At 60.7% G+C, this 23,677-nt stretch carries 18 protein-coding genes; 15 read left to right on the forward strand and 3 right to left on the reverse strand.

All coding sequences use genetic code 11. The features are described from left to right. The first annotated feature begins 247 nt into the window (after positions 1–247). Both A6764_RS11570 and A6764_RS11575 read left to right on the forward strand, forming a co-directional pair. Positions 248–1,684, forward strand: coding sequence for a PAS domain-containing sensor histidine kinase (locus A6764_RS11570; protein ID WP_044898055.1), 1,437 nt, complete (start codon positions 248–250; stop codon positions 1,682–1,684). A gap of 83 nt (positions 1,685–1,767) precedes the next feature. Continuing rightward, a complete protein-coding gene (locus A6764_RS11575) occupies positions 1,768–2,073 on the forward strand; it encodes a DUF1292 domain-containing protein (RefSeq protein WP_065066467.1) in 306 nt (101 codons plus the stop codon). 85 nt (positions 2,074–2,158) lie between these two features. Here A6764_RS11575 and A6764_RS11580 read toward each other — a convergent pair whose 3' ends face one another. Continuing rightward, the gene (locus tag A6764_RS11580; RefSeq protein WP_065066461.1) at positions 2,159–2,536 is read right to left on the reverse strand and encodes a YflT domain-containing protein; all 378 of its coding nucleotides are present in this window, start codon (positions 2,534–2,536) and stop codon (positions 2,159–2,161) included. A 254-nt stretch (positions 2,537–2,790) separates the two neighbouring features. On the opposite strand from A6764_RS11580, the gene A6764_RS11585 reads away from it, so the two are divergent. From A6764_RS11585 to A6764_RS11625, 9 genes are all read left to right on the forward strand, one after another. Then, the gene (locus A6764_RS11585) at positions 2,791–3,660 is read left to right on the forward strand and encodes a hypothetical protein (protein WP_065066460.1); all 870 of its coding nucleotides are present in this window, start codon (positions 2,791–2,793) and stop codon (positions 3,658–3,660) included. Positions 3,661–3,689: 29 nt separating this feature from the next. Then, a complete protein-coding gene (locus A6764_RS11590; protein WP_065066459.1) occupies positions 3,690–4,820 on the forward strand; it encodes an Rv1355c family protein in 1,131 nt (376 codons plus the stop codon). Between the two features lie 78 nt (positions 4,821–4,898). Beyond that, positions 4,899–5,651: a YebC/PmpR family DNA-binding transcriptional regulator gene (locus A6764_RS11595; protein ID WP_029099103.1), complete on the forward strand. Its 753-nt coding sequence runs from the start codon at positions 4,899–4,901 to the stop codon at positions 5,649–5,651. 312 nt (positions 5,652–5,963) lie between these two features. Continuing rightward, positions 5,964–7,925, forward strand: a complete 1,962-nt coding sequence (locus tag A6764_RS11600; RefSeq protein ID WP_029099104.1) for a DNA gyrase/topoisomerase IV subunit B — start codon at positions 5,964–5,966, stop codon at positions 7,923–7,925. A gap of 2 nt (positions 7,926–7,927) precedes the next feature. Further along, the gene (gene parC, locus A6764_RS11605) at positions 7,928–10,480 is read left to right on the forward strand and encodes a DNA topoisomerase IV subunit A (RefSeq protein WP_065066458.1); all 2,553 of its coding nucleotides are present in this window, start codon (positions 7,928–7,930) and stop codon (positions 10,478–10,480) included. 5 nt (positions 10,481–10,485) lie between these two features. Then, the gene (locus A6764_RS11610) at positions 10,486–10,812 is read left to right on the forward strand and encodes a hypothetical protein (protein WP_035297470.1); all 327 of its coding nucleotides are present in this window, start codon (positions 10,486–10,488) and stop codon (positions 10,810–10,812) included. Positions 10,813–11,058: 246 nt separating this feature from the next. Next, a complete protein-coding gene (locus A6764_RS11615; RefSeq protein WP_176703218.1) occupies positions 11,059–11,262 on the forward strand; it encodes a hypothetical protein in 204 nt (67 codons plus the stop codon). 156 nt (positions 11,263–11,418) lie between these two features. Further along, positions 11,419–13,824 carry an AAA family ATPase gene (locus tag A6764_RS11620; RefSeq protein ID WP_264622235.1) on the forward strand — a complete coding sequence of 802 codons (2,406 nt, stop codon included), beginning with the start codon at positions 11,419–11,421 and terminating at the stop codon, positions 13,822–13,824. Positions 13,825–13,991: 167 nt separating this feature from the next. Beyond that, positions 13,992–16,244: a S8 family serine peptidase gene (locus tag A6764_RS11625; protein WP_065066456.1), complete on the forward strand. Its 2,253-nt coding sequence runs from the start codon at positions 13,992–13,994 to the stop codon at positions 16,242–16,244. 53 nt (positions 16,245–16,297) lie between these two features. Here the strand turns inward: A6764_RS11625 and A6764_RS11630 are convergent, their stop codons facing one another. After that, entirely contained in the window at positions 16,298–17,974 is a 1,677-nt protein-coding gene (locus A6764_RS11630) for a PucR family transcriptional regulator (protein WP_029099109.1), read from the reverse strand. 125 nt (positions 17,975–18,099) lie between these two features. Between A6764_RS11630 and A6764_RS11635 the strand changes: the two genes are divergently transcribed. The 4 genes from A6764_RS11635 to A6764_RS11650 all read left to right on the forward strand — a co-directional run bounded on the left by A6764_RS11635 (position 18,100) and on the right by A6764_RS11650 (position 23,258). Next, positions 18,100–19,608: a CoA-acylating methylmalonate-semialdehyde dehydrogenase gene (locus A6764_RS11635; protein WP_044898065.1), complete on the forward strand. Its 1,509-nt coding sequence runs from the start codon at positions 18,100–18,102 to the stop codon at positions 19,606–19,608. Positions 19,609–19,626: 18 nt separating this feature from the next. Beyond that, positions 19,627–20,991 carry an aspartate aminotransferase family protein gene (locus A6764_RS11640; protein WP_065066455.1) on the forward strand — a complete coding sequence of 455 codons (1,365 nt, stop codon included), beginning with the start codon at positions 19,627–19,629 and terminating at the stop codon, positions 20,989–20,991. A gap of 153 nt (positions 20,992–21,144) precedes the next feature. Beyond that, complete coding sequence (locus A6764_RS11645) at positions 21,145–21,663, forward strand: ClpX C4-type zinc finger protein (protein ID WP_044898067.1); 519 nt, start codon at positions 21,145–21,147, stop codon at positions 21,661–21,663. A gap of 260 nt (positions 21,664–21,923) precedes the next feature. Further along, a complete protein-coding gene (locus A6764_RS11650; RefSeq protein WP_264622236.1) occupies positions 21,924–23,258 on the forward strand; it encodes a hypothetical protein in 1,335 nt (444 codons plus the stop codon). Positions 23,259–23,260: 2 nt separating this feature from the next. Here the strand turns inward: A6764_RS11650 and A6764_RS11655 are convergent, their stop codons facing one another. Further along, the gene (locus A6764_RS11655) at positions 23,261–23,674 is read right to left on the reverse strand and encodes a hypothetical protein (RefSeq protein ID WP_044898070.1); all 414 of its coding nucleotides are present in this window, start codon (positions 23,672–23,674) and stop codon (positions 23,261–23,263) included. Between the last annotated feature and the right edge of the window lie 3 nt (positions 23,675–23,677).

The raw sequence follows: 23,677 nt of genomic DNA on the forward strand, positions 1-23,677 counted from the left end.
TTCGACAGCCGCGAGGAAGATCTCGTTCAGATCGTCGATATGCAGCCAACTGATGTACTGGTTGCCCGACCCGACCGTTCCTCCCAGGTTGTAGCGGACCAGCTATGCCAAAAATAGGAGAATGGTGACGAAACCGTGTTGGCATAACGCTGCAGCGCGTACGTTTTTTCAGGAAAAAAGAGGAAACTCGGGAGGCGCAGCGAATTCTTGTTGCATCTCATTCTCAGGGTAAAGGAGTGCTCGCCTGTTGCAAGCAGGGATCTACGGCGGAAAACCGTCGATCGATTGGTACAAGGACGAACTGCGGCGAACAGTGGAAAATCTGCACAATCACATTTTCAAGTACAAGCGGGACGAAGACGGCCAGTTCGTCTTCACCCTCTCGGAAGGAAAGCTGGCGAGAGAGTTCGGATTGACGACGGATCGCATCAGCGGCAAGCGGCTGCAGGAAGTTTTGCAGCTGTGCAGCGAGGACATCATGACCATGTACGAAAAGGCATATGAAGGCCATGTGCTGGAGTACGAGTCGGCCATGGGGGAACGAATCTTCACGACGACGCTCTCCCCGATCGTCGAACAGGGGCGGGTCGTAGAAGTGGTCGGCTCCTCGACGGAGATTACGGAGCGCAAGCGCATGGAGCGTGAACTGCAGGAAACGGAGGAATTGTACCGCAGCCTGGTCGAGGACACGTTGGTCGGCGTGTACATCGCGTACGTGAACGAACACAGCTTCGTCTACGTCAATCCCCGCATGGCCGAGATGTTCGGCTACACTCAGGAGGACATGATGCGCCTGGGAGCGGTCGATCTGGTCGTGCCAGAGGAGCGGGAGATTGTGCTGAAAAACCAGAGCCGCCGCTGCAAGGGAGACCGCTCGCCCATCCGCTATCAGTTTCACGGCCTGCGCAGTGACGGCAACATCGTCCATCTCGAAGTGCTGCAGAAGACCACGTCGTACAAGGGGAAGCCGGCGGTGATCGGCATTCTGCAGGACATCACGGAGCGCAAACGGGCGGAGGAGATGGTCCGCAAGTCGGAACTGCTCTCCGTCATCGGCCAGTTGGCGGCAGGGGTGGCGCACGAGATTCGCAACCCCTTGACCTCGCTCAAGGGCTTTTTGCAGCTGATGTACTCCCAACAGCAGGAGAAGCAGCAGTACTTTCACATCATGGTGTCGGAGTTGAACCGGATCGAGAAGATCATCAGCGAATTTCTCGTGCTGGCCAAACCGCAGGACATCGCCTTCAAGGAGAGGGACGTCGTTCCGATGCTGGAGCATATCATCGTGCTGGCGGAGACCCACGCCGTCATGCACAACGTCCGCATCGTCACCCGTTACGAACCCGATCCGCCTTCGGTCATGTGCGAAGAGAACCAGCTCAAACAGGTGTTTCTCAATCTTCTGAAAAACGCCATCGAGGCCATGCCGAACGGAGGAGAAGTGCACGTGGGCGTGCGGCGGGAGGGAGACACGGTGGTAATCAGCTTCCGCGACCAAGGCTGCGGCATCCCCGAAGACCGCCTCGCGAGACTGGGAGAGCCGTTCTACACGACCAAGGAGAACGGGACGGGCCTGGGGTTGATGGTCAGCTACCGGATTATTCACAACCACGGCGGAACCATTTCCGTCACGAGCCGGGAACAGCAGGGTTCCACCTTCGAAGTGAGACTGCCTGTCGGCTGAAAGCCCATGCCTGATTGCGTCTTGCGGAAAAAACCGGTATGATGGGAACGTACCATGAAACTTTCAGTAAGGACGTGAACACATTGACCGCAGAAAACAAAGACCTGGAACTGGGCGACATCATCACGCTGGATGACGAAAACGGCGAACCGCTTGGCGATTTTGAAGTCATCGCCTTGTTTGAACTAAATGGGAAGGAATACGTCGCCTTGACCGACGCGATCGAAGACGAGGCGAACGAAGACGACGTGGATGAGGAAGTGGACATTTTCGTATTCCAGGTCGACGGCGGCGAAATGGTGCCGCTGGAGGAAAGCGAGGAAGAAGCTGTCTACGTCAAGCTCAACGAGGTGCTGGAAGGCATCGAACTGATCGACGACGCAAAGTAAGCATGGCAGATAAACAAGCAAAAAAGCCGCTGCGGCAAAAGCAGCGGCTTTTTTCCTGCGCGAAAGACGCCTCCTTTGCGAGTGGTCAGTCGTTCATCTTCAAGATGTTGTCTTTCAGGTCCCGCACGACCAGCAGGCAGGTGTAGTCCGACTCCTGCAGCTCGCGAAAGAGAGCGGAGGCTTCGTCCTTGGTCAGCCCCAGTTTCTCCAGCCGCGTCCGCAGTTCTTCGCCGCCGTTGTCGAAAACATGCGCCTTGCTGTCGATGTCGCCGACGGCATCCTCGAAATGGGTGCTGTATTTGTAGTAGTTGCCGCGCTGGTTGGAGTGGTTTTTGTCCGGATTCCACCTGAGGACCCAGATGTCGTCCTTGTGGTAGCCGGAGGAATTGAGCGCCTGGATGTCGGAGACCAGCTCCTGGTCATAGCGGTGAAATTTCACAAACGGTTTTGCTGCGCTGATCAAGGAACTTCCCCCTTTGTCTGCCTCGGGTTTTCAACTCCTCCATAGCTTGCCCGATCTTCAAGCAATTAGCCGGAAAACATGGCGCCGTCTACACGGTCTTTCGTCCGAAAAAATTGGAAAACGTTGTATATTTTTGGAGGAAAACGATTCAATTTGTAGAACTTTTTTCCTGTTTCAAAAATCTCATCCCATCCACGGAATCCGCTGTCGGACAGACCCGACGTCCTGCATGGGAGATTGGAGGAACAAACGGAATGGTGTACTCCCGCTCTTTCCAAACGGCTACGGAACTCGTCCCTTTTTGTTCAAGTCCCTTCTGCGTGCTGCCGATCGATTGGCTGGCGCAGCCCTCCTCAGCGGGTATCAAAAACACCAGGCTGACCCGTTTATACGAAAAGCTGGTCTATCCCGTCCTCGAACAGCGGGACGCATGTCTCGACGCCGTCCGGTACGTCTGCAGGGCGCTGGACGACCAGGAAACGCTCCTGCACGAGCAGGTGAACGACATCGTCAATTTCAGCTACAACCTCCGCTATCTGAACGACCGGCTGGAATTTGAAGACGTCGGCTTCCGCACGGAGAAACAGTCGCACGTGTTCGCCATCGGCCAGCAGGTGGGCAGCCATCCGCTGGTGCTGGCGACCGCGCGGGCCGTGGTGGACGACGAGCTGGACTGTTACGAACTGTTTGCGGGCGTGGAAAAGCCGGCGAAAGCGGCGGAATTCGTCCGATTCGCCTTTCATCCGCTGCTGGACGCTGCCGGCAAGGACGAACGGGCGAAACCGTATCGACCGCTCCTCGACCTGCACAAGCGCTATCTGTTTCGCCTCCTGCTGCGCCGCATGTTCGCGTTCATGGAAGAGCGGGGAATCCGCACGGTATTTGCCATCCTGCCGCTACATGTCAAAGTGTTTCTGGAACAGACGGGCATTCGGCTGACCGGTGTGCCTACTGCCGTTCCCGACACCTCGGACAAGCACGCGTTCATGAGGCAGGCCTTTCAAAAGTACTGGCGGCCGGGCGCGGAAACCAGCCGGCAGCCGGCTCTGTACACGGTTGACTTCCGCATGTCGCCGCTGGTGCGGACCGTGGATGGACAAGGCATCGTGATCGATCAGGAGTGACAACTCACGCAAGAAAGGGGAGGTTTGCCATGACGGACCTGCGTTCGCTGCTGGCCGAACGAACAGAGATGAGAAGGGAGGACTGGCTGTTTGCCCCGCTGTTTTTCCGCCTCCAGCGGGAGGATGACCGCCGCCGCTTGCAGGACCTGTGCCGCAGGCAAGACGATGTCGTGATTCTCAATCCGTTTCGCGGACAGGTGGAGGAACTGATCAAGGCGAAGCATCCGGACCGCCGGTTCAGCCGGGAAGAGCTGTCCGAGGCGGTCGAAGACTATCTGGGGGAGGCCCCCGAGGAGAAAGGCGTGTGGGTGTACTACCCCTGGCGCAGGACCCTCGTGCACCTGCTGGACGAGGAGGAGTTCGTGTTTGTGCGGACGAACCGGAACCGAAACAAGATCACGCAGCAGGAACAAGAAGTGTTATCCCGGAAGGCGATCGGGGTGATCGGCCTTTCCGTCGGCCAGTCCCTCGCGCTCACGCTGGCGATGGAACGGGTGTGCGGCGAGATTCGCCTGGCCGATTTCGACACGCTGGAACTCTCCAATCTAAACCGCATCCGGACCGGCGTTCACCACCTGGGCATGCCGAAAATCATCGTCACGGCGCGGGAGATTGCGGAGATCGATCCCTTTTTGAAAGTGGTCTGCTTTGCCGACGGGGCCAACGAGGAGAATCTGGACCGCTTTCTGTTGGAAGGCGGACGGCTGGACATCCTGGTGGACGAATGCGACAGCCTGAACATGAAGATTCTGAGCCGGCTCAAAGCCAGGGCGCTGGGCATTCCCGTCGTGATGGACACCAGCGACAGGGGACTTGTGGACGTGGAACGGTTCGACCTTGAACCGGACCGGCCGATTTTACACGGGCTGGTCGACGGATTGGACTACGACACCCTGAAGGGGCTGTCCAACCAGGAGAAAATCCCCCATGTGCTGCGGATCGTCGGGGACGGCGCCATCTCGGAGCGCTTGCGAGCGTCGCTGGCGGAGGTGGGCAAAACCGTCTGCACCTGGCCGCAGTTGGCCTCGTCCGTCACGCTGGGAGCGGCCGTGGGCACCGACGTCTGCCGCCGGATCGCGCTCGGGCAGTTTCGCGCTTCCGGCCGATATTACGTCGATCTGGAACAGTTGATCGCCGACGGGAACTGCCTGGTTGTCTGAGGTTTGGCTTTGACCGATCTTCCCCTCTAGTGCTACACTTAGACATGGTATTTCTGTATGTGATGAGGAGAGTTGGTTATGCCGAAGTTCAAACTGTTTGCCGCCAAAAAAGGCGCAGCCGACCAGAAAAGGAACAACCAATTTGTCAAATTTGCCCGGCAGATTTACGTGGAGGCGAAGAAAGGCGGGCCCGACCCGAACGCCAATCTGAAGCTGAAAGCGATCATCGCCAACGCGCGAGCCATCAATATGCCGGTGGAAAATATCGAACGCGCGATCAAAAAGGCGACGGACACCGGAAACGCCGACAACTACGAAGAAATCCGCTACGAAGGATACGGACCGGGCGGCGTGGCCGTCATCGTCGAATGCCTGACGGACAACCGCAACCGGACCGCGGCCGACGTGCGCGCCATCTTCAACAAGCGCGGCGGCAACCTGGGGGAGACCGGTTCCGTCAGCTTCATGTTTGACAAGAAAGGCGTCATCACCATCGACCGCGAAGCGTTTCCCGTCGACGAGGACACCATCCTGATGCAGGCGCTTGAAGCCGGTGCCGAGGACATGGTGACCAACGAGGACTCCTACGAGATTTTGACCCACCCGCACGAGCTGGAACAGGTCAAAAGCGGACTGGAAGCGGAAGGCTACACGTTTGCAAACGCGTCCGTTCAGTGGATTCCGCAGAACACCGTCAAGATCAGCGGCGAGGATGCAGCGAAAATGCTCAAGATGATGGAGGCTTTCGAAGAGAACGACGACGTCCAAAACGTCTACGCCAACTACGAAATTGACGACGAGGAAATGGAACGCCTGCTGAACGAAAAATAACGCGGCGCATTCGGCCATCTCGCTAGGGCGAGGTGGCCTTTTTTCGGGCCTCACCCGTCACAGCGCGAGCGACGGCCGGGAGGTTTTTTTGCCCGCGGAATCGCATTTTCTCGCCGTCCACCGACAGCGGGCGTTGTATACAATCAATTCCATACGGTACAATAGCGATTAAGTGTTCGCTTTTTACCCGGACGGAGAACGGAATGTCACGTCCGTTCCGCACAAGGGCGACCACGGCTCCGCTTTTCGCCCAGGGCGCGGCCGGCGCCGCGTTTCCTTGCGCAAGTTGAAGAAGCAGAGGGGAGAACGCGATTGAAGGAAACAGATACGCTTACGTATACCGAAGAAGACATTCAGGTGCTGGAAGGCCTGATTGCCGTGCGCAAACGGCCGGGCATGTACATAGGTTCCACCGGCAGCCGCGGACTTCACCATCTCCTGTGGGAGATCGTGGACAACGCCAAAGACGAAACGCTGGCCGGTTTTAACGATACGATCATCGTCACCCTGCACAAGGACGGCAGCGTCAGCGTGGAGGACCACGGTCGGGGAATCCCCACCGGCATGCACAAGACGGGCCGCCCGGTGCCGGAAGTGATTTTTACCACGCTGCACGCCGGCGGCAAGTTTGGCGGCGGTGGATACAAAAAGAGCGGGGGACTGCACGGCGTCGGTTCCAGCGTGGTGGTGGCCCTCTCCAAATGGCTGGAGGTGGAGATCCACCGCGACGGCAAGATTCACAAGCAGCGGTATGCCTACGTGGTGGACGAAGAAGGCAACGAACACGTAGGCAAGCCGGTGACCGACCTGGAAGTGGTCGGCACCACCAAGCGAACCGGCACAACGGTCCGCTTTCTGCCGGACGACGCGGTGTTTGGCAGTGCCCGATTTGAATACGAGACGATCCGCGACCGTTTTCGCGAGACGGCGTTTCTGCTGAAAAAGCTGCGCATGGTGCTGATCGACGAGCGCGGACCCGAGATCAAACGGGAGGAGTTTTACTTCGAGGACGGGCTCAAATCCTACGTGGAGTACCTCAACGAAGGCAAGCAAACGCTCCACCCGGTCGTCTATTTCGAGGGGGAAAAGGAAAACGTTTACGTCGAGCTGGCGTTCCAGTACAACGACGGCTACACGGAGACGCTCGTCTCGTACGTCAACTCCATTCCGACGACGGACGGCGGCACGCACGTAACCGGCTTCCGCAACGGGACCACCCGGGTGTTCAACGAATTTGCCCGCAAAAAAGGCTACCTCAAGGAGAAGGACCCCAACTTGTCGGGCAACGACCTGCGCGAAGGCTTTCTCGGCGTGCTCTCGCTGCAGATGGCCGACGTTCAGTTCGAGTCCCAGACCAAGGACAAGCTGGGCAACGAAGAGGCGCGGACGATCGTGGAGCAGATCGTTTCGGAAAAACTGGGCTTTTTCCTGGAGGAAAACCCGGAGATCGGCAAGCTGTTGATCGAAAAGGCGATCCGTTCCGCGGAAATCCGCGAGGAACTGCGCAAACAGCGGGAAGCGCTGCGCGGCGACAAAAAGGGCAAAAACGCGAAAAAGCGGAAATCCATCTCCGACAAATTCGCGCCGCCGCAGTACAAGGACCCGAAGCGCAACGAGCTGTTCCTCGTCGAGGGGGATTCCGCCGGCGGTTCGGCCAAGCAGGCGCGCAACTCCGAGTTTCAGGCGATTTTCGGCCTGAAGGGAAAACCGCTCAACACGGAAAAGGCGAAGCTGTCCGACATTCTCGCCAACGAGGAGTTCCGCACCATTCTGGAGGTGCTGGAGACCGATATCGGGGAAGACTTCTCCATCGAGAACTGCGCGTTTGACAAGATCATCATCATGTCCGACGCCGACGTGGACGGGTCGCATATCCAGACGCTGCTCCTGACGTTTTTCTTCCGCTACATGCAGCCGCTGATCGCCGCGGGCAAGCTGTACATCGCGCAGCCGCCGCTGTATCAGGTGCGTAAGGAAAACCGAGGCAAGCCGGCGGACGTGGTCTACTGCTGGAACGATGACGAGCTGGAGCAGGCGCTCAAGCGGCTGGGGCGCGGTGCGGAAGTGCAGCGCTACAAGGGATTGGGCGAAATGAACGCCGACCAGCTCTGGGAGACGACGATGAATCCGGAGACGCGCAAGCTGATCAAGGTGCAGTTGGAAGACCTCGCCCATTGCGAAAAACTGGTCACCGTCCTGATGGGCGACAAGGTGCCGCCCCGGCGCGAGTGGATCGAGAACCACGTCACCTTTGAAGTGGGAGAGGATGAATAAGCATGCTGTCCAATCAGATTATCGAACAGAGCTTCGCGGAAATCATGGGGAAGCGCTTCAGCGACTACGCCAACCTGGTCATCCTGTCCCGCGCCATCCCCGATGCCCGCGACGGGCTCAAACCGGTGCAGCGCCGCATCTTGTACGCGATGTACCAGGAGGGCAATACGCATGACAAGCCGTACCGCAAATCGGCCAAGACCGTCGGGTACGTGATGGGGACCTACCATCCGCACGGGGACAGCGCCATTTACGAGACGATGGTGCGGATGGCGCAGTGGTGGAAAATGCGTCAGGTGCTGATTCAGGGGCACGGCAACTTCGGGAGCCTGGACGCCGACCCGCCGGCGGCGATGCGTTACACCGAGTCCCGCCTGTCCGCGCTGGCCAACGAAATGCTGCGCGACATCGAAAAAGACACGGTCACCTTCATCCCCAACTACGACAACTCGGCACAGCAGCCGGCCGTGCTGCCGTCCCGCTTTCCCAACCTGTTGGTCAACGGGGCGTCCGGGATCGCGGTCGGGTTTGCGACGGATATTCCGACGCACAACCTGGGAGAAGTGATCGACGCGGCGATTGCCCAGATGAAAAAGCCGGAGATCACGCTGGACGAGCTGATGCAGCATGTCAAAGGGCCGGACTTTCCCACCGGCGGCATCGTCCAGGGCACATCCGGCATCCGCAAGGCGTTCGAGACCGGGCGCGGCCAGTTTGTCATTCGCGGCCGCAGCCACGTGGAGGAGCCAAAAGGCGCCAAGGTGAAAAAGATCGTCATCTCGGAGATCCCTTACGATGTGATCAAATCGAAGCTGGTCGCCCAGATTGACGAACTGGTGATGGAGCGCAAAATCGAGGGGGCGCTGGCCGTCCGCGACGAGACCGGCCGCAAAGAGGCGGAGCAGAAGAAGGTGCGGATCGTCATCGACATCCGAAAAGACGCGGACGAGAACGCGATCCTCAACTACCTGTACAAAAACACCGACCTGCAGATTTATTACAACTACAACATGAACGTCATCCACGAAGGCACGATCCGGCAGATGGGGCTGAAGGAGCTCCTGGCCGCCTACATCGACCACCAGAAAGACGTGGTGACGCGCCGTTCCCAGTACGATCTGGACAAAAAGCAAAGACGGGAGCACGTCGTGCAGGGGCTGATCCGGGCCAAGTCGATCCTGCGGCAGATCGTGGAGACAATCATGAATTCCGAGGACCGGGCCGACGCCAAGAAGAACATCATGGAGCAGTACGGCTTCACGGAGGAACAGGCGGACGCGATCCTGTCCATCCAGTTGGCGTCGCTCACCCGGCTCGACATCGTCAAGCTGGAAAAGGAGCTGGCGGCGCTGGCCAAAGAGATCGAGGAATTGAAGGCGATCCTCGGCAGCGAGAAAAAGCTGATCCAGGTGATTACCGCCGAGCTGAACGAGATCAAGAAAAAGTACGCGGAGCCGCGCCTGACCGAGATCCAGGGGGAGATCGAGGAGGTCAAGGTGGACATCGCGATGCAGATCAACGCGGAAGACTGCGTCGTGACGCTGACCAACGAAGGGTACATCAAGCGCACCAGCCCCCGCTCGTTCAAGTCGATGGGCGGGACGATCGAGACCTGCGGCGTCAAGGAGGGAGACAAGGTCCGCTATTTTGCGGAGGCCAACACCTCCCACACGGCCTTGTTCTTCACCCAGGACGGCAAGTATTTTGCCGCGCTGGTCAACGCCATTCCCGACGACAAGTGGAAAGAGATCGGGACTGCGCTGGTGAACGTCATCCCGCTGGACAAGCAGCAGCGCATCGTCGGGTTTGCCATCGTGGAAGATTTCAGGCAGCCGCTCTACGTCTATCACGTCAGCCGCTCCGGCTTGATCAAGCGGACGGCGCTGGCCGAGTACGAGACAAACCGTTCCGGTGCGCTGGTGGCGGCCAAGCTGAAAGCGGAGGGAGACGAGTACGTCACCGCGTTCGTGGCAGGAGAAGAAGGGGCCTTCCTCGCAGTGACCAAAGACGGCATGGGCATCCGTTTCCTGCGCAGCGAGGTGAGCGCGACCGGCCGCGCGTCCAGCGGCGTCAAGGCGATTTCGCTCGCGGCCGGCGACGAGGTGGTCGCCCTGCTGCCGACGGACACGGAGGATGCGCGGCCGTTCAGCCTGCTGACGGCGGAAGGGACAGTGAAGCGCACCTTGATCTCCGCCATCCCGCTGCAGGGCCGGGCGGGCAAAGGGGTTCAGGTGATTCGCAAGCGGAAGACCAACCCGCACCGGGTGGTGGCGGTGACCGTGGAAAACACGCTCTACGCTTTGACGGACAAACATGAGTGGGTACTGGTGCCGACCGAACAGGCGGCCGTGACGGAACAGGGCGGTATGGGCCGCAGCGTGGTGGCCGGCGGCGTGGAAGCCGTCGCCTATGAAGCCGTCCTGCCGGCCGAAGGCGAAAAAGCGGCGGAACCCCCGAAAGGGTCGGCCGAGGCGGAGCCGGCCGAAACGCCCCGGGACGGGAATTCCGTGGCCCAGTACAGCCTGTTCGACGACTCTGCGGATGAAAAGGAATGATGCACATGGCCAAGCCGTTTGAACGATTTGCCTCCGAGCTGAACTGGCAGCAGGTGTCGCTTTTGCTGGATACCGTCCAGTATTTTGAAGAGGCGCCGAAGCTGCTCTCCATCCCCGACCGGCAGGGTAATAGCATCCCGGTGCCGATGACGGCCGACACGCTGCGCGCGATCCTGGCCGTTCTGGATGAAAACCAGCCGATGGACAAACAGGCGTTTGTCTTTGACTGGCAGGAGGGCAGCCAGGGGGAGAGCGATCTGCTGCTGGTCGAACTTCCTGATGGCACCACCGTCCGACAGCCGACCGACTACCAGGCGTTTTCGCCGGTGTGAGGTTCCTGCGCGACGCCATCCGGTCAAATACGTGAGCGTCACCGACGTGCCGGCCTGCATCGTCGACCTGCGCAGCATGACGCTCGGCGACGCCCTTGCCCCTGACCGCCTGCTGCGTGCGGAGCGCACCACCATCTTCGCTGTGCCCGTGGCGAGCCGGGCCAACATCCCGAGCGGTCGAACCGCACCGCACCGGGGATGAAGCCGGCCGCCGGCGGATACACTATGGCGGGAGGTGTGTCCGAAATGGAACGAACCATGAGCGTGAACGGCAGCGCATACCAGTTTGCCGCCACGTACGACGGCGATTCGCAGTACAACGTGCAGGTGCACAACGGCGACAAACTGATTACCATGTTCAAGGTCGCCGCCGAATCGGAACAGGACGTGTTTGACGCCGCCCTGGCTCGCTTCAAGGCCGATGTGGAATTGGGCAACGTAAAGGTGTAGGGAACGCAACGACAGACACAAGCAGCCTCCTTGGACGGGAGGCTGCTTTTTTTGGCCGTGGGCCAGAGGCGTGCCTCCTGCCTTTGCCTTTTCAGCCAAGGTTGAAATATGGTACAACTGGAGTACACACAGAAGCACGAAAAGGAGAGGGCGACGATGCAGCAGCGAGAATCGGACCAGTTGGAAGCCGTTTGGAGGTGGCGGGAGCATCCCCCGGACATTCGCCAGCTCTCGGAAGGAGAGCTGATCCCGCTCCTCCGCCTCATCGAGGAGCGTCGCGGAACGGAGGAGGACAAACGGCTCGACCAGGCGGAAGCGGTCGTGCTCACCTGGCTGGCCGCCCTCCGCCTGGACAAGCGGGGAGGCTACGGGTTGGCCGAGGAATGGCTGTCCCGCGCCGTCCGCCTGGACCCTTCCTACCGGCCGTCCGCCGAGCTGCGGGTGCGCCTGTACCTGGCCCGTCTGCAGGAACACCGCCTCGGCGGCAGCTATCCGCTGATCCGCGAAACGGATAACGCCGCCACCCGCAGGCGGCATGCGGAACAACTGAAAGAAGCTGCCGAGGCCGAACTGCAAGCCCTGCCGTCATGGCAGGCGCTGGCCGCTGCCGCGCGCGAGGCGGCCGAAGCGGCCGGGGACGAAACGGCGGCGCAAGCGGCAGCCGGAGTGGAGCGGTTGTACGCGGAGCGGGAGCGCCTGCTCGGCGACATGCTGGAGAGGACCCAAGCCTATGCGGCCTCGCTGCAGGGCATGTTTTACTCGGCGGAACTGCTGGCGGCCCTGCAGGAGAGCGTCAAACGCTTGACGGCCCAAGAGGAAGAACATGAACGGCTGCTGTCCATCGGCGGGGAATCCGCCAAAGCGGAGAAGCCGGGGGGCGGGCATTCGGCCCTGGAGGAACTGGAAGGGCTGATCGGGCTGGACGAAATCAAAGAGCGCGTCCGCAAGCTGGCCCGCTTTTTGCGGTATCGGAAGCTGCGCGAGGAAAAAGGCTGGCACCTCGCCGATCAACTGCCCCTGCATCTGGTGCTGATGGGCAATCCGGGGACGGGGAAGACCACGCTGGCCCGCCTGATCGGCCGCCTGTATCATGAACTGGGGCTTCTGGAGCGCGGCGACGTGGTGGAAGTGGACCGCTCCCACCTGGTCGGGGCGTATGTGGGACAGACGGAACAGCGGGTGATGGAGGCGGTTAAACGGGCGGTCGGCGGCGTGCTGTTTATCGACGAGGCCTACAGCCTGAAGCGGGCTGACAGCTCCGGCAGCGATTACGGCCAGGCCGCGATCGACACGCTGGTGGCCGCGATGACCGGCGGTGAATACGCCGGCCGGTTTGTGGTGATGCTCGCCGGTTATCCGGAAGAGATGCGGCAGTTTTTGTACGCGAATCCGGGGCTGCGCAGCCGTTTTCCGGAGACGGGTCATTTTCTTTTGCCCGACTACACGACCGATGAGCTGTTGGCGATCGCCGAGCAGGTGGCCGGCCGCAACGATTTTTCCTTCACGCCGGAAGCGCGGCGGGCGCTGCGGCAGCGAATCGAGCAGGCGCGTGTGGACCACACCTTCGGCAATGCCCGTACGGTGACCAATATCGTGATGGAAGCGATTTTTGCAAAGGGGCGCCGTCTCGACGAACCGGACGAGCTGCAGTGGGACGACTTCACGATTCTCTACCCGGAAGACGTCGGCGGTCTGGAGACTTTGCCGGATGACCAGCCGGCGAGAGAAAAGCTGGCGGCCTTGATCGGCCTGGACGAGGTAAAGGCGGAACTGAACAAAATCGCCGCGTTTGCCTCGGTGCAGCGGCAGCGAGCCGCCTGCGGACTGCCGACCGTTCCCGTCGAACTGCACGCCGTCTTCACCGGCAGCCCGGGTACGGGGAAAACGACGGTCGCCCGCCTGTACGCGGAGATGCTGCAGGAGATCGGCTGCCTGAAACGGGGCCATCTGGTCACGGCGAGCCGGGCCGATCTGGTAGCCGGCTACGTCGGGCAGACGGCGGCGCTGACCCGGCGCAAAATCCGCGAAGCGCTGGGCGGCGTCTTGTTTATCGACGAGGCGTACGCGCTCTTGGAGGGCGGCGAACGGGACTACGGCCGGGAGGCGATTCACACGCTGGTGGAGGAAATGTCCCGCCACGGCGAAAACCTGGTGGTCGTGCTGGCCGGCTATCCGGCGGAGATGCAGCGTTTGCTGGCGAGCAACCCGGGCCTGTTCTCCCGCTTCAAAAAATACCTCCACTTCCCCGATTACACCCCAGACGAGCTCACCCGCATGCTGCTGCAGGCGGTCGCGCAGGCGGGATACCGGCTTGACAGCGATGTGGAGAAGCGCATCCGGCAGCAGTTGGACCAAGCGGCCCAGGCGGGGATGCTGGCGGGCAACGGACGCCTGGTGCACAACCTGCTGCAGGAGGCCATGCAAAACCAGGCGCTCCGGCTGACGCAGGCGGGCGCGGACATCCCGGACAAAGAGCAGTTGAGCCGTCTGGAATGGGTTGATTTTCAGCCGTTGTTTGCGGATGGCGCACCGGCGTCGGGAACGTCCATCCACGAAGGATGACGAGTCGGTGCGGGGATGTCAATCACGTCACAGGAGGGTCGAGGCCGAAAACGGGTGCCTCGATCCTTTTCACTTTGTCTCAACGTGAAATTCAGACTCTTTTTCATGGTCGGATTTTGCCGTATAATGGAAACATTATGGAGTGATGGGAAGAGGGTGCTTATTCTTTGCGGTTGAAATGGCATGCGGCACTGTCCGCGACACTGGTCGTATCTCTGATGATCGGTCAACTGCCGGCCAGCGCCAAGCGGGAAACAGGGCGCAAGGGCAGTCTGGCGATCGAGGCGAAGGAGGGACTTTCGCTCGCTTCCCAAACGTCGCAGAAACGAAGCACGGAGCTGGTCGTGGTGCAGTTTGACGGTCCGGTGGAAGAAGAGTGGAAGGAACAGGTAGAGGACCTGGGCGTGACCCTGGGGGACTACATACCCGATTACGCGTTCATTGCCAGGGTGGACGGGGAGAAAGCGCAGCGGGCGCTGAAAAAGCTGTCGTTCGTCAGGAACGTGCTCCCGTTTCACCCCGTCTCCAAGGTGTCTCCGACGCTGCGCTCCACCCTCGGCAAGCGGGCGGACGTGGACGTGGCGGTCATCGGGTTTGACCGCGGCGTAGACATGGGGCGCACCTTGAGGCGGATCGTGGAAGAAGGGGACGCCGAACAAGTGAAAAGCCTGGAAGAGGCCCCCCACATCTCGATGGCGCGGCTGAGCGGCCGCAGTCTGGAAGAGGTGATTCAATCCGACGAGGTCATCGCCGTGGTCCCCGTTCCGGAACGAAAACAGCGCAACGACAGGGCGGCGGCGATCATCCGTGCCGACGACCTGGCCTCCACCGGCTACACCGGCGAAGGGCAAATTGTCGGCGTGGCGGACAGCGGCCTGGACACCGGCGATCTTGACCGAATCCACCCGGATTTCGAGGGCCGGGTGAAAGAGCTCTACGCCATCGGGCGCAAGGGGGACGCGAGCGACCCCGACGGCCACGGCACCCACGTGGCGGGGTCGATCGTGGGCACCGGCAAAGCGTCAGACGGCCAGTACAAAGGGATGGCTCCCGACGCGAAGCTCGTCTTCCATTCCATGCTGGACGAATACGGATACCTGGCCGGAGACGTCAGTGACATCCTGGAGGAGGCTTACGCGGACGGCGCGCGCATCCACTCCGATTCCTGGGGCGTCGACGACGATGGCGAATACGGCCTGGACTCGTTTTTGTTCGACCAGTTTCTCTGGGAACATCCGGACATGACGGCGCTGGTGGCGGCCGGCAACGCGGGGATATACGGGTATGAGACCATCGGCACGCCGGCCACGGCCAAAAACGTGATCGCCGTGGGCGCCTCCGAAAACGACCGGCCGGAGCTGGATGAAGACGAGGCGGACGACCCGGACGAGGTAGCCGCGTTCAGCAGCCGGGGGACGACGGCGGACGGCCGCCTCAAGCCCGATCTGGTCGCGCCGGGAAGCTACATCCTGTCCACGCGTTCCTCTTTGGCCCCCGACGAGAACTTTCACGGGCTGTTCAACGCCTTCTACGCCTATCTCAGCGGGACAAGCATGGCGACGCCGGTGTTGGCCGGCGGCGTGGCCCAAGTCCGTCAGTTCCTGCAGGAAAACGGAGTCGACAATCCGAGCGGGGCATTGATCAAGGCGATGCTCATCAGCGGCGCCGACGATTTGAACGAAGACATGCGCGTGCAGGGGTTCGGACGAGCCAACCTGCGGCGTGCGATCGAGACGGGCTTTGTGGATGAGAAAAAGGGGCTGAAAACAGGGGACGTGGCCACGTACCGCCTCAACGTGACGGACGATTCCCAACCGTTGGCCATCACCCTGGCCTGGACGGATTATCCGGCTTCCCTGGCGGCCGAGCGCACCCTGGTCAACAACCTGAACCTGCGAGTGGTCACGCCAAGCGGCGAGACCTTGAACGGCAACGACTTTTTCCACTACCCCTACGACGACGAAGTGGACAACCTCAACAACGTGGAGCAGGTCTGGATCAAGCATCCCGAGGAAGGCGTCTACACGGTGACGGTGGAGGGCTACAACGTGCCCATGGGGCCGCAGCCGTACGCCCTGGCGGCCAACGGCGAACTGGTGTCCGACAATTGGCAAACGGTCGTCAAAACGGGGAGACTGATCGAAAAGTCACGAAAAAACAGGGACCACACCTATTGGATTCAGGCCAAGAAGGCGGGTGAATTGAACGTGACCGCGGAATGGGACGGCGATGCCGATCTCGATCTGTACGTCTACGATGGTGACGGCAATCTGATCGGCTCCACCGACGACGAGGAAAACCCCGAAACGCTGACGGTGGAGATGGCCGAACCCGGACCGTATCGAATCGTCATTCAACTGGAAGAAGGCAAATTGGCGCGGTATCGCTTGCAAATGACCTACCCGTCCCGCTCCCGTTGATGTCGATACGGATAACCAAACAGACACCCCAGCAAACGGCGCGTACCGTCACGTCAGCGTGACGGACGCGCCGTTTGTTCGTCCGGACGGGAAGGGGGCAGCGGTCGTTCCCCGTTCAGCCACTCGTGGGCACGGAGGGCAATTTCGAGACAAAGCCGGTAGTGCGGGAGAGCATAGTCGGGCGGAAGGCACTCTTCGATCTTTTCCAGACGGTGATACAAGGTTTGGCGGTGAATGTAGAGCTTGGTGGCGGTCTCCTGCTTGGAGAGGTTGGAATCAAGGTAGACGCGCAGCGTGTGGACGAGCTGTGTGCCGTGCTCTTCGTCGTAGCGGATCAGCGCTCCCAGGTAGTCGTTGATGAACGGTTTCAACACCGAATCGTGGGGGACGTGAAAGAGCAGACGGAACAGGCCGAGATCGGCGAAGTAGGGGCTGGGGGAATCGTGCTGAAAGGCGAGCGCCTGTTCCGCCTCGGCCAGGTGCCTGCCCGCTTCCGCCAGCCGAACGCCGGGACGGCTGACGCCGAACAGCACTTCCGTGTCGGCGCCCATCACCTGCCGGCAGACCCGTCTCATCTCGGCCATCGCCTTGTCGAGGGAGCGGCGGGCGTCTGCTGCTCCGTACGGGCCGATCGCAAGCAGGTAAAAGCGGCTGCCCTTGCAGCGGATAAACGGGCGAAAGCCCAGCCGCGCGAGGAGCGAACGGAACACGCCGGTCAGTTCGTGCGGCGGCAGGGGAGAGGCGTGCTCGTCGCCGTCACGCCGCAGGGACATGAGCAGGGTGTGGTAGACGGGCGTTTTGCCTGTGCCGGCCAGTCCGAGCAGCGCGCGAATCTGTTCTTCCGTCAGCGTACGGTTGGCGATCAGGTCGTCAAACAGCCGGTTCTCCGTCGCCAGCGCCTGCTCTTCGGCAAACATCCGGCGCATCAGGACCTGGGCCAGGGCGCTGACGGTGTAATCCAGCGTGAGCAGCAGGTACTCGTCCGCTTCCCGTTCGTACAAAATCAGGCCGAGGTACGCCAGGAGGTGGCCCATCGCGGTCACCGGCTGGTAGATGATGCGCTTTTTGTCGGACAGGGCGAGGACGCCGTTGCCCGCTTCCGCCGAGGGAATCGCCGGAAAGGCGGAGCGCATCAGGGACGCCAGCTCGCTCTGGACGGTCTGCGGGAGCGGCGGCACAAATTGTGGGGGCGCTTCCGGTGAGTAGAAAAACACCTGGGTCCCCACGGCCGCCTGAAAATGCTGCAGCAGCTTGGAAATGCCCTGCGCCTGCAGGCTCAACTGCTGCAGGCCGCGCGAGTAGGACTCCAGGTTGCGCAGCGCCTGCATCTGCCGATTGATCAGATGTTCGTGGAGATCGAGCGTGATGTCGACGAAGCGGACGGGCTGGTGAAACACGATCAGGGGAAAGTCGTGATGGTCGGCCAGTTCCAGCATGTCATCGGGCACGTGCGGGATGTAGGCGCCCAGCTCGATACAGAGGCCGACCGCTTTGCGGCGGATCAGCTCGGACAGGTAGGCCAGCCGTTTCTCTTTGGCCTCGCCGAAGCCGAGACCGGTGGACAGGATCAGTTCGCCGCCGTTGAGGAACTGACAGGTGTCGGCGGCTTCCAGCACGTGGACCCAGCGGATGGGACGGGACAATCCGCGGCTGCCGGCCACCACCTCCGCGTCGCGAAACAGCGGCCGTCTGACGGCATCGGCCACGGTGAGACGCCAGTCGTTGTTCATGCTTCCCCTCCTCTTGACAGTCTGTATGATGAATACTACCCAACTACTGGCAGTTTGTCTAGTGATGCTGCGTAAAATATTCAGATAAGATGGAACTATCAAACGAATGGCAAGGAGTTGATGTAATGAGCACGACGACCGTTGGACCCAAACTGAAGAACTACATCGCCGGCGAGTGGGTGGAATCCCAGTCCGACCGCTACGAGGACATCCCCAATCCGGCTACGGGCGAGCTTTTGTCGCGCGTCCCGCTGTCGACCAGAGACGACGTGGACATGGCCGTCCAGGCGGCCAAGGCGGCGTTTCCCGCGTGGAGCGAGACCCCGGCGGTGGAGCGGGCGCGCGTCATGTTCCGCTTCCAGCATCTGCTGTGGGAAAACCAGGACGAACTGGCGCGGATGATCACGCTGGAAAACGGGAAGAACCTGCCCGAGGCGCAAGCCGAACTGCTGCGCGGGATTGAAATGGTGGAGTTTGCCGCCGGGATGCCGACGCTGTTGATGGGCGAGACGCTGCCCAATATCGCCAGAAGCATCGACTGTCAGGTGATCCGCTTTCCGCTCGGCGTCGTGGCCGGTATCACGCCTTTCAACTTCCCGCTGATGGTGCCGATGTGGATGTACCCGATCGCCATCACGGCGGGCAACACGTTTGTGCTCAAACCGTCCGAGCGCACGCCGCTCTCCTGCATCCGGATTGCCGAACTGCTGAAGGAAGCGGGCCTGCCGGACGGCGTGTTCAACGTGGTCAACGGCGCTCACGACGTCGTCAACGGCCTGTTGGAGCATCCGGATGTGAAAGCGGTTTCGTTCGTCGGCTCCCAACCGGTCGCCGAGTACGTCTACAAAACGGCCGCCGCCCACGGCAAACGGGTGCAGGCGCTGGCCGGCGCGAAAAACCACCATCTCGTCATGCCTGACACCGACCTGCGCCGCGCGGCCAAAACGATTGTCAGCTCCGCGTTCGGCTGTGCGGGGGAACGCTGCATGGCGGCCAGCGCCGTCGTGGCGGTGGAGGAGATCGCCGACGAACTGATTCAATACCTGGTCGAAGAGTCCGATGCGCTGAAGATGGGCAACGGACTGGAGCCCGGCGTCGATCTGGGGCCGGTGATCCGGCCGGCTCATCTGGAAAAAGTGCACGGCTACATCGAGAAGGGGATCGCCGCCGGTGCCCGTCTGGTCCGGGACGGCCGGGAAGACGCCAAGGCCAAACCGGAGGGCTTTTTCCTCGGCCCGACCATCTTCGACCAGGCGGACGCGGAGATGGTCATCGTCCGCGACGAGATTTTTGCGCCGGTGTTAAGCGTGATGCGGGTCAGCGATTTTGAAGAGGGGCTCGCGGTCATCAGCAGGTCGCGCTTCGGCAACGGCGCCACCATTTACACCAACAACGGCAAATGGGGACGGGAGTTCGTCCAGCGCGTCGAGGCCGGCATGGTCGGCGTCAACGTGGGCGTTCCCGCGCCGATGGGCTTCTTCGCCTTCTCCGGCTGGAAGCATTCGTTCTACGGCGACCTGCACGCCAACGGCAAGGACGGCGTCGAGTTTTACACCAAGAAAAAGACGGTGACGTCCCGCTGGTTTGACGACGGCGATACCGCCATCGGGTCGCAGAAAGTGTTCGTGAAGTAGCGAGAGGAGGAACGGCAGATGTCCCAAGAGCAGCAGACGCAAATCCATGACAAGGAAGAGCTGTTGGCAAAAGACCGGGCCCACATGTGGCACCACATGTCCCCGTATAACCCCAACCCGATGATCGTCACCGAGGCGAGCGGTTCCTGGGTGACCGACATCGACGGCAACCGGTATCTGGACGGGATGTCCGGCCTGTGGTGCGTCAACATCGGGTACGGTCGGGAGGAACTGGCGGAGGCGGCCTACGAGCAGTTGAAATCGCTCGCCTATTTCCCGCTGACGCAAAGCCACGTGCCGGCGATCAAGCTCTCGGAAAAAGTGAGCGAATGGCTGGGCGGCGAGTACCGCGTCTTCTTTTCCAACAGCGGGTCGGAAGCGAACGAAGTGGCGTTCAAAATCACCCGCCAGTACCACCACCAGAACGGCCAGCCCGGCCGGTACAAGTTCATTTCCCGCCACCGCGCCTACCACGGCAATACGATGGGAGCGCTGGCGGCGACCGGCCAATCGATCCGCAAGCAGAAATACGAGCCGCTGGCGCCCGGCTTTCTGCACGTCTCGCCGCCGTACTGCTACCGCTGTCCGTTCGGTAAATCGTACGGTAGCTGCAGCCTGGAGTGCGCGCAGGTCTTTGACGAGGTGATCAACTGGGAAGGGGAAGAAACTGTTGCCGGCGTCATCATGGAGCCGGTCATCACCGGCGGCGGCGTGATCGTTCCTCCGCCGGAATACCTGCCGAAAGTGCGGGAAATCTGCGACAAATACGGTGTCCTGCTGATCGTGGACGAAGTGATTTGCGGCTTTGGCCGTTCCGGACGGAAATTCGGCCACCAGAACTTCGGCGTCAAGCCGGACATCGTGACGATGGCCAAAGGGATCACCAGCGCCTATCTGCCGCTGTCGGCGACGGCGGTGCGGGCGGACATCGCCGACAAGTTCAACGAGCAGGGGGTAAACCTGCACTTCCGCCACGTCAACACCTTCGGCGGCAATCCGGCGGCCTGTGCGCTGGCGCTGAAAAACCTGGAGATCATGGAAGAAGAAAAGCTGATCGAAAAGGCGGAACGGCTGGGCGCGGAACTGCGGGAAAAGCTCTCGTTCCTGGAGAATCATCCGCATGTGGGCGACATCCGCAGCTTCGGCTTCCTGATGGGCATCGAAATGGTGGAAGACCGCGCCACCAAGGAACCGGCCGCCCCCGACAAGCTGACCAGGGTGATCGCCGCCTGTAAGCAGCGCGGCCTGATCATCGGCCGCAACGGGGACACGGTTCCCGGCTTCAACAACATCCTGACGCTCTCCCCGCCGTTCTCCACGACCAGCGACGACCTTGATTTCATCGCCCGCGTCCTGCGGGAAGCGTTTGAGGAATTGGCCTAGAACAGGCGGAAGTCTTGAACAGAGCGGCACCTTTTCCCGGGGACAGCCAGGCCTTGCCAGGCAGGCAAACGGGAAAACGGTGCCGTTTTTTGCAGGAAAAACGGAGAAAAAGTGGAAGTGATGAGTATCTCGGAAGAAGAGGAGGGTCGTCTGATGGGAAACCCGACGGACGGACAGCACGGACCGTCGCTGGAGCAGCTCATGGCGGAAATGAAAGACCTGGAAGGGCACGCCCTCAGGCTGAGCGAACAGGCGGCGACACCACTGGAACAAAAGTGCCTGCAGGGGATGGCTGTGGCGTTCCGCTTTGTCGCTGAAATAGCCAAAGGCGGAGCGGGCAGCGTCCAGGAACACATGTCAATGCTTCCGCACATGGCCAGGTATCTGGCCGTGGAGGGACCGCAAGCGGAACGGCAAGCGATTCGACCCAAAACGCCCCCTGTGCAGACGAGGCCGGAGCATGCCGCACGGGAACAGTCTCTGCAGGGGGAATCCGAAACTGTAGAGTCAGGGCGAAAGCCGACACCCGAGGAACGGTCCTGCTCGTTTTGCGGAAAAGGGGAGCGCGCCGTCAAGAAGCTGGTGCCCGGGCCGGGCGTGGCGATCTGCGGTGAATGCCTGGCGTTCGCCAAGCAGGTGCTGGAACAGGGAGGGGGGCCTCGTCCTTCCTAATCGTTTTGGATGATCAGCTTGACAATCCTCTCGGCCCAACAACACCGGGAAAGCGAAAGACATCACGGGCCAAACGGGCAAGTTATATCAATTAACCATACCTGTCAATACACCTTTGCTTATTTTATTGCAACCCAAATTTCATTATATGAATTCGGACTATAGAAATCAGAATCAATATAACGTTATGCGCAACTATAATCCGAAGTATACAAGTAGGAATTATCGGTTATTTCATTACGCGCAAGGGAGGATCTGCCATGTACAAGTCTCGCAACCTGATTCATGTGGCGGCATCGGCCGCCCTGCTCGCCGCGATCGGCATTCCGTCGGCCGCATGGGCCGATCCCGCCGTCCAACCGGCCGCCGCAGTCGTCCAATCGACACCGGCCAAGGCCGCTTCCGGAGAGTGGGCCGCTTACATAGAAAAACGGTACGGCGTCAAGCTGTCCGGCGCCGTCACGCGCGATCAGTTCGCCGCCGCTCTTGGTAAGATTTTAGGAACAGCTTCCATTCTGACGGAAACACCCCCGTCGATCCCGTCGCTGTTTCCACAAGGCACCGCCGTCTCCGGCAAACTGCCTGTCTGGGAAGCCCTCAGCGCGGCGGTGAAGGCGGCCGAACTGAAGGAACTGGCCTATACCTATTCCGAGGAAAAAGTGGCCGCTGCCTGGAAGAAGGCGGGGTGGACCTACACGAAAAACGGCGTCGTCCCGCATCAGGCGGCGCAGGAACTGGCGGCCGCGTTCGACAGCGGACTGGTTGCACCCGCCGCGCTGGCGGGCGTAACAGCGGACGCCGCCACGACGGCGGATCTGGCGTATCAGCTCCTCGGCAAAGTGGCCGAGTTTCACGGTCAAACCCAGAACGCTCTCGGGTATCTGAGCGATGACGACATCGTTGGCAAACTGGTTCAGGCCTGGAACGAATCGCAGATCATCCGGGCGGAAGACCTGCAAAAAGTAGTGGACGAAGGCCTCAAGCAAAACCTGATCACCGGCTACAACCTGAAGGACACGCGGTTTGATCCCCATTTTGATCCGGAGCGGACTATCACCTACGGCCACAGCGACATCGTTCACGCCATCCAGCTCATCGGCCTCCTGCGCAGCGAGGGCATTCAGGCCAAGGTCCAGCTGGAGCCGAAAACGTCTGCCTTCGTCTATCGGAAAGAGTGGGGAGAACCGGTCCAGACGGAGGATTACCGGGTGGTGCCGATCGACAACGGCAACCACATCGCATACGCCAAAGAGTACGACCTGAGCTTCGAATTTGCCAGCGTCGAGGAGAAACAGCGCTTCCAGCCGCTCATTTTCCGATACGCCAAACGCAATCAGGAGGACGTGACCGGCCTGTTGAAAGGTTCCTGGTGGCAGCCGCTCTACTATTCGCTGACGAAGCTGGAGGATTATCCGGTGATCACCAACCACGTGCTGAAAGACGGCCGCTTCCTGGCCCAGACGTTCTCCTTGAACGAACAGTCGGCACAGGTAATCGCAGGGCTGAAGAAAATCAACCCGTCCGTCCAGATTGCCACCTACCAATTCTGGGTGGATCAGCCGTTTTACCAGTACCTTAAGGGAGAGTACAAATAACCCTAGCCGTGTTCGCCGCGATCTCCGTCCTGCTCGGCCAGATACGCCCTCATCCCGCGGACAAACATGTCGAGAATCACGTCGTGCTGTGTCTTGCTGCCGACGCGGGCGCGGATTTGCTCCAGCTCCGCCGCCAGTTCGGAATCAAGGTGCAGATTGATGGTTTTGCCCTTGCTGCGGGGGTGGATCTCGTAATGGCCGGAGCACTGCCGGACGCTGCCGTCCACCACCGCATCGGCGCCGAGCAGCTTCCGGTCGGGCAGATACAGGCACGGCGCTTCCAAAACGATATGGGTCAGTTCCTCGCTGAACCGGATGGCGAGGGGCTGCCCCTTTTTTTTGTGAAAATCGCGGATTTGCCGCGAGCGCTCCTGATTTTCCAGCGTGTTGGCCAGCGTGACGACAGCCAGTTCCATAGC

It is taken from the genome of Brevibacillus sp. WF146 (genome assembly GCF_001673705.2).
GTDB lineage: Bacteria > Bacillota > Bacilli > Brevibacillales > Brevibacillaceae > Brevibacillus > Brevibacillus thermoruber.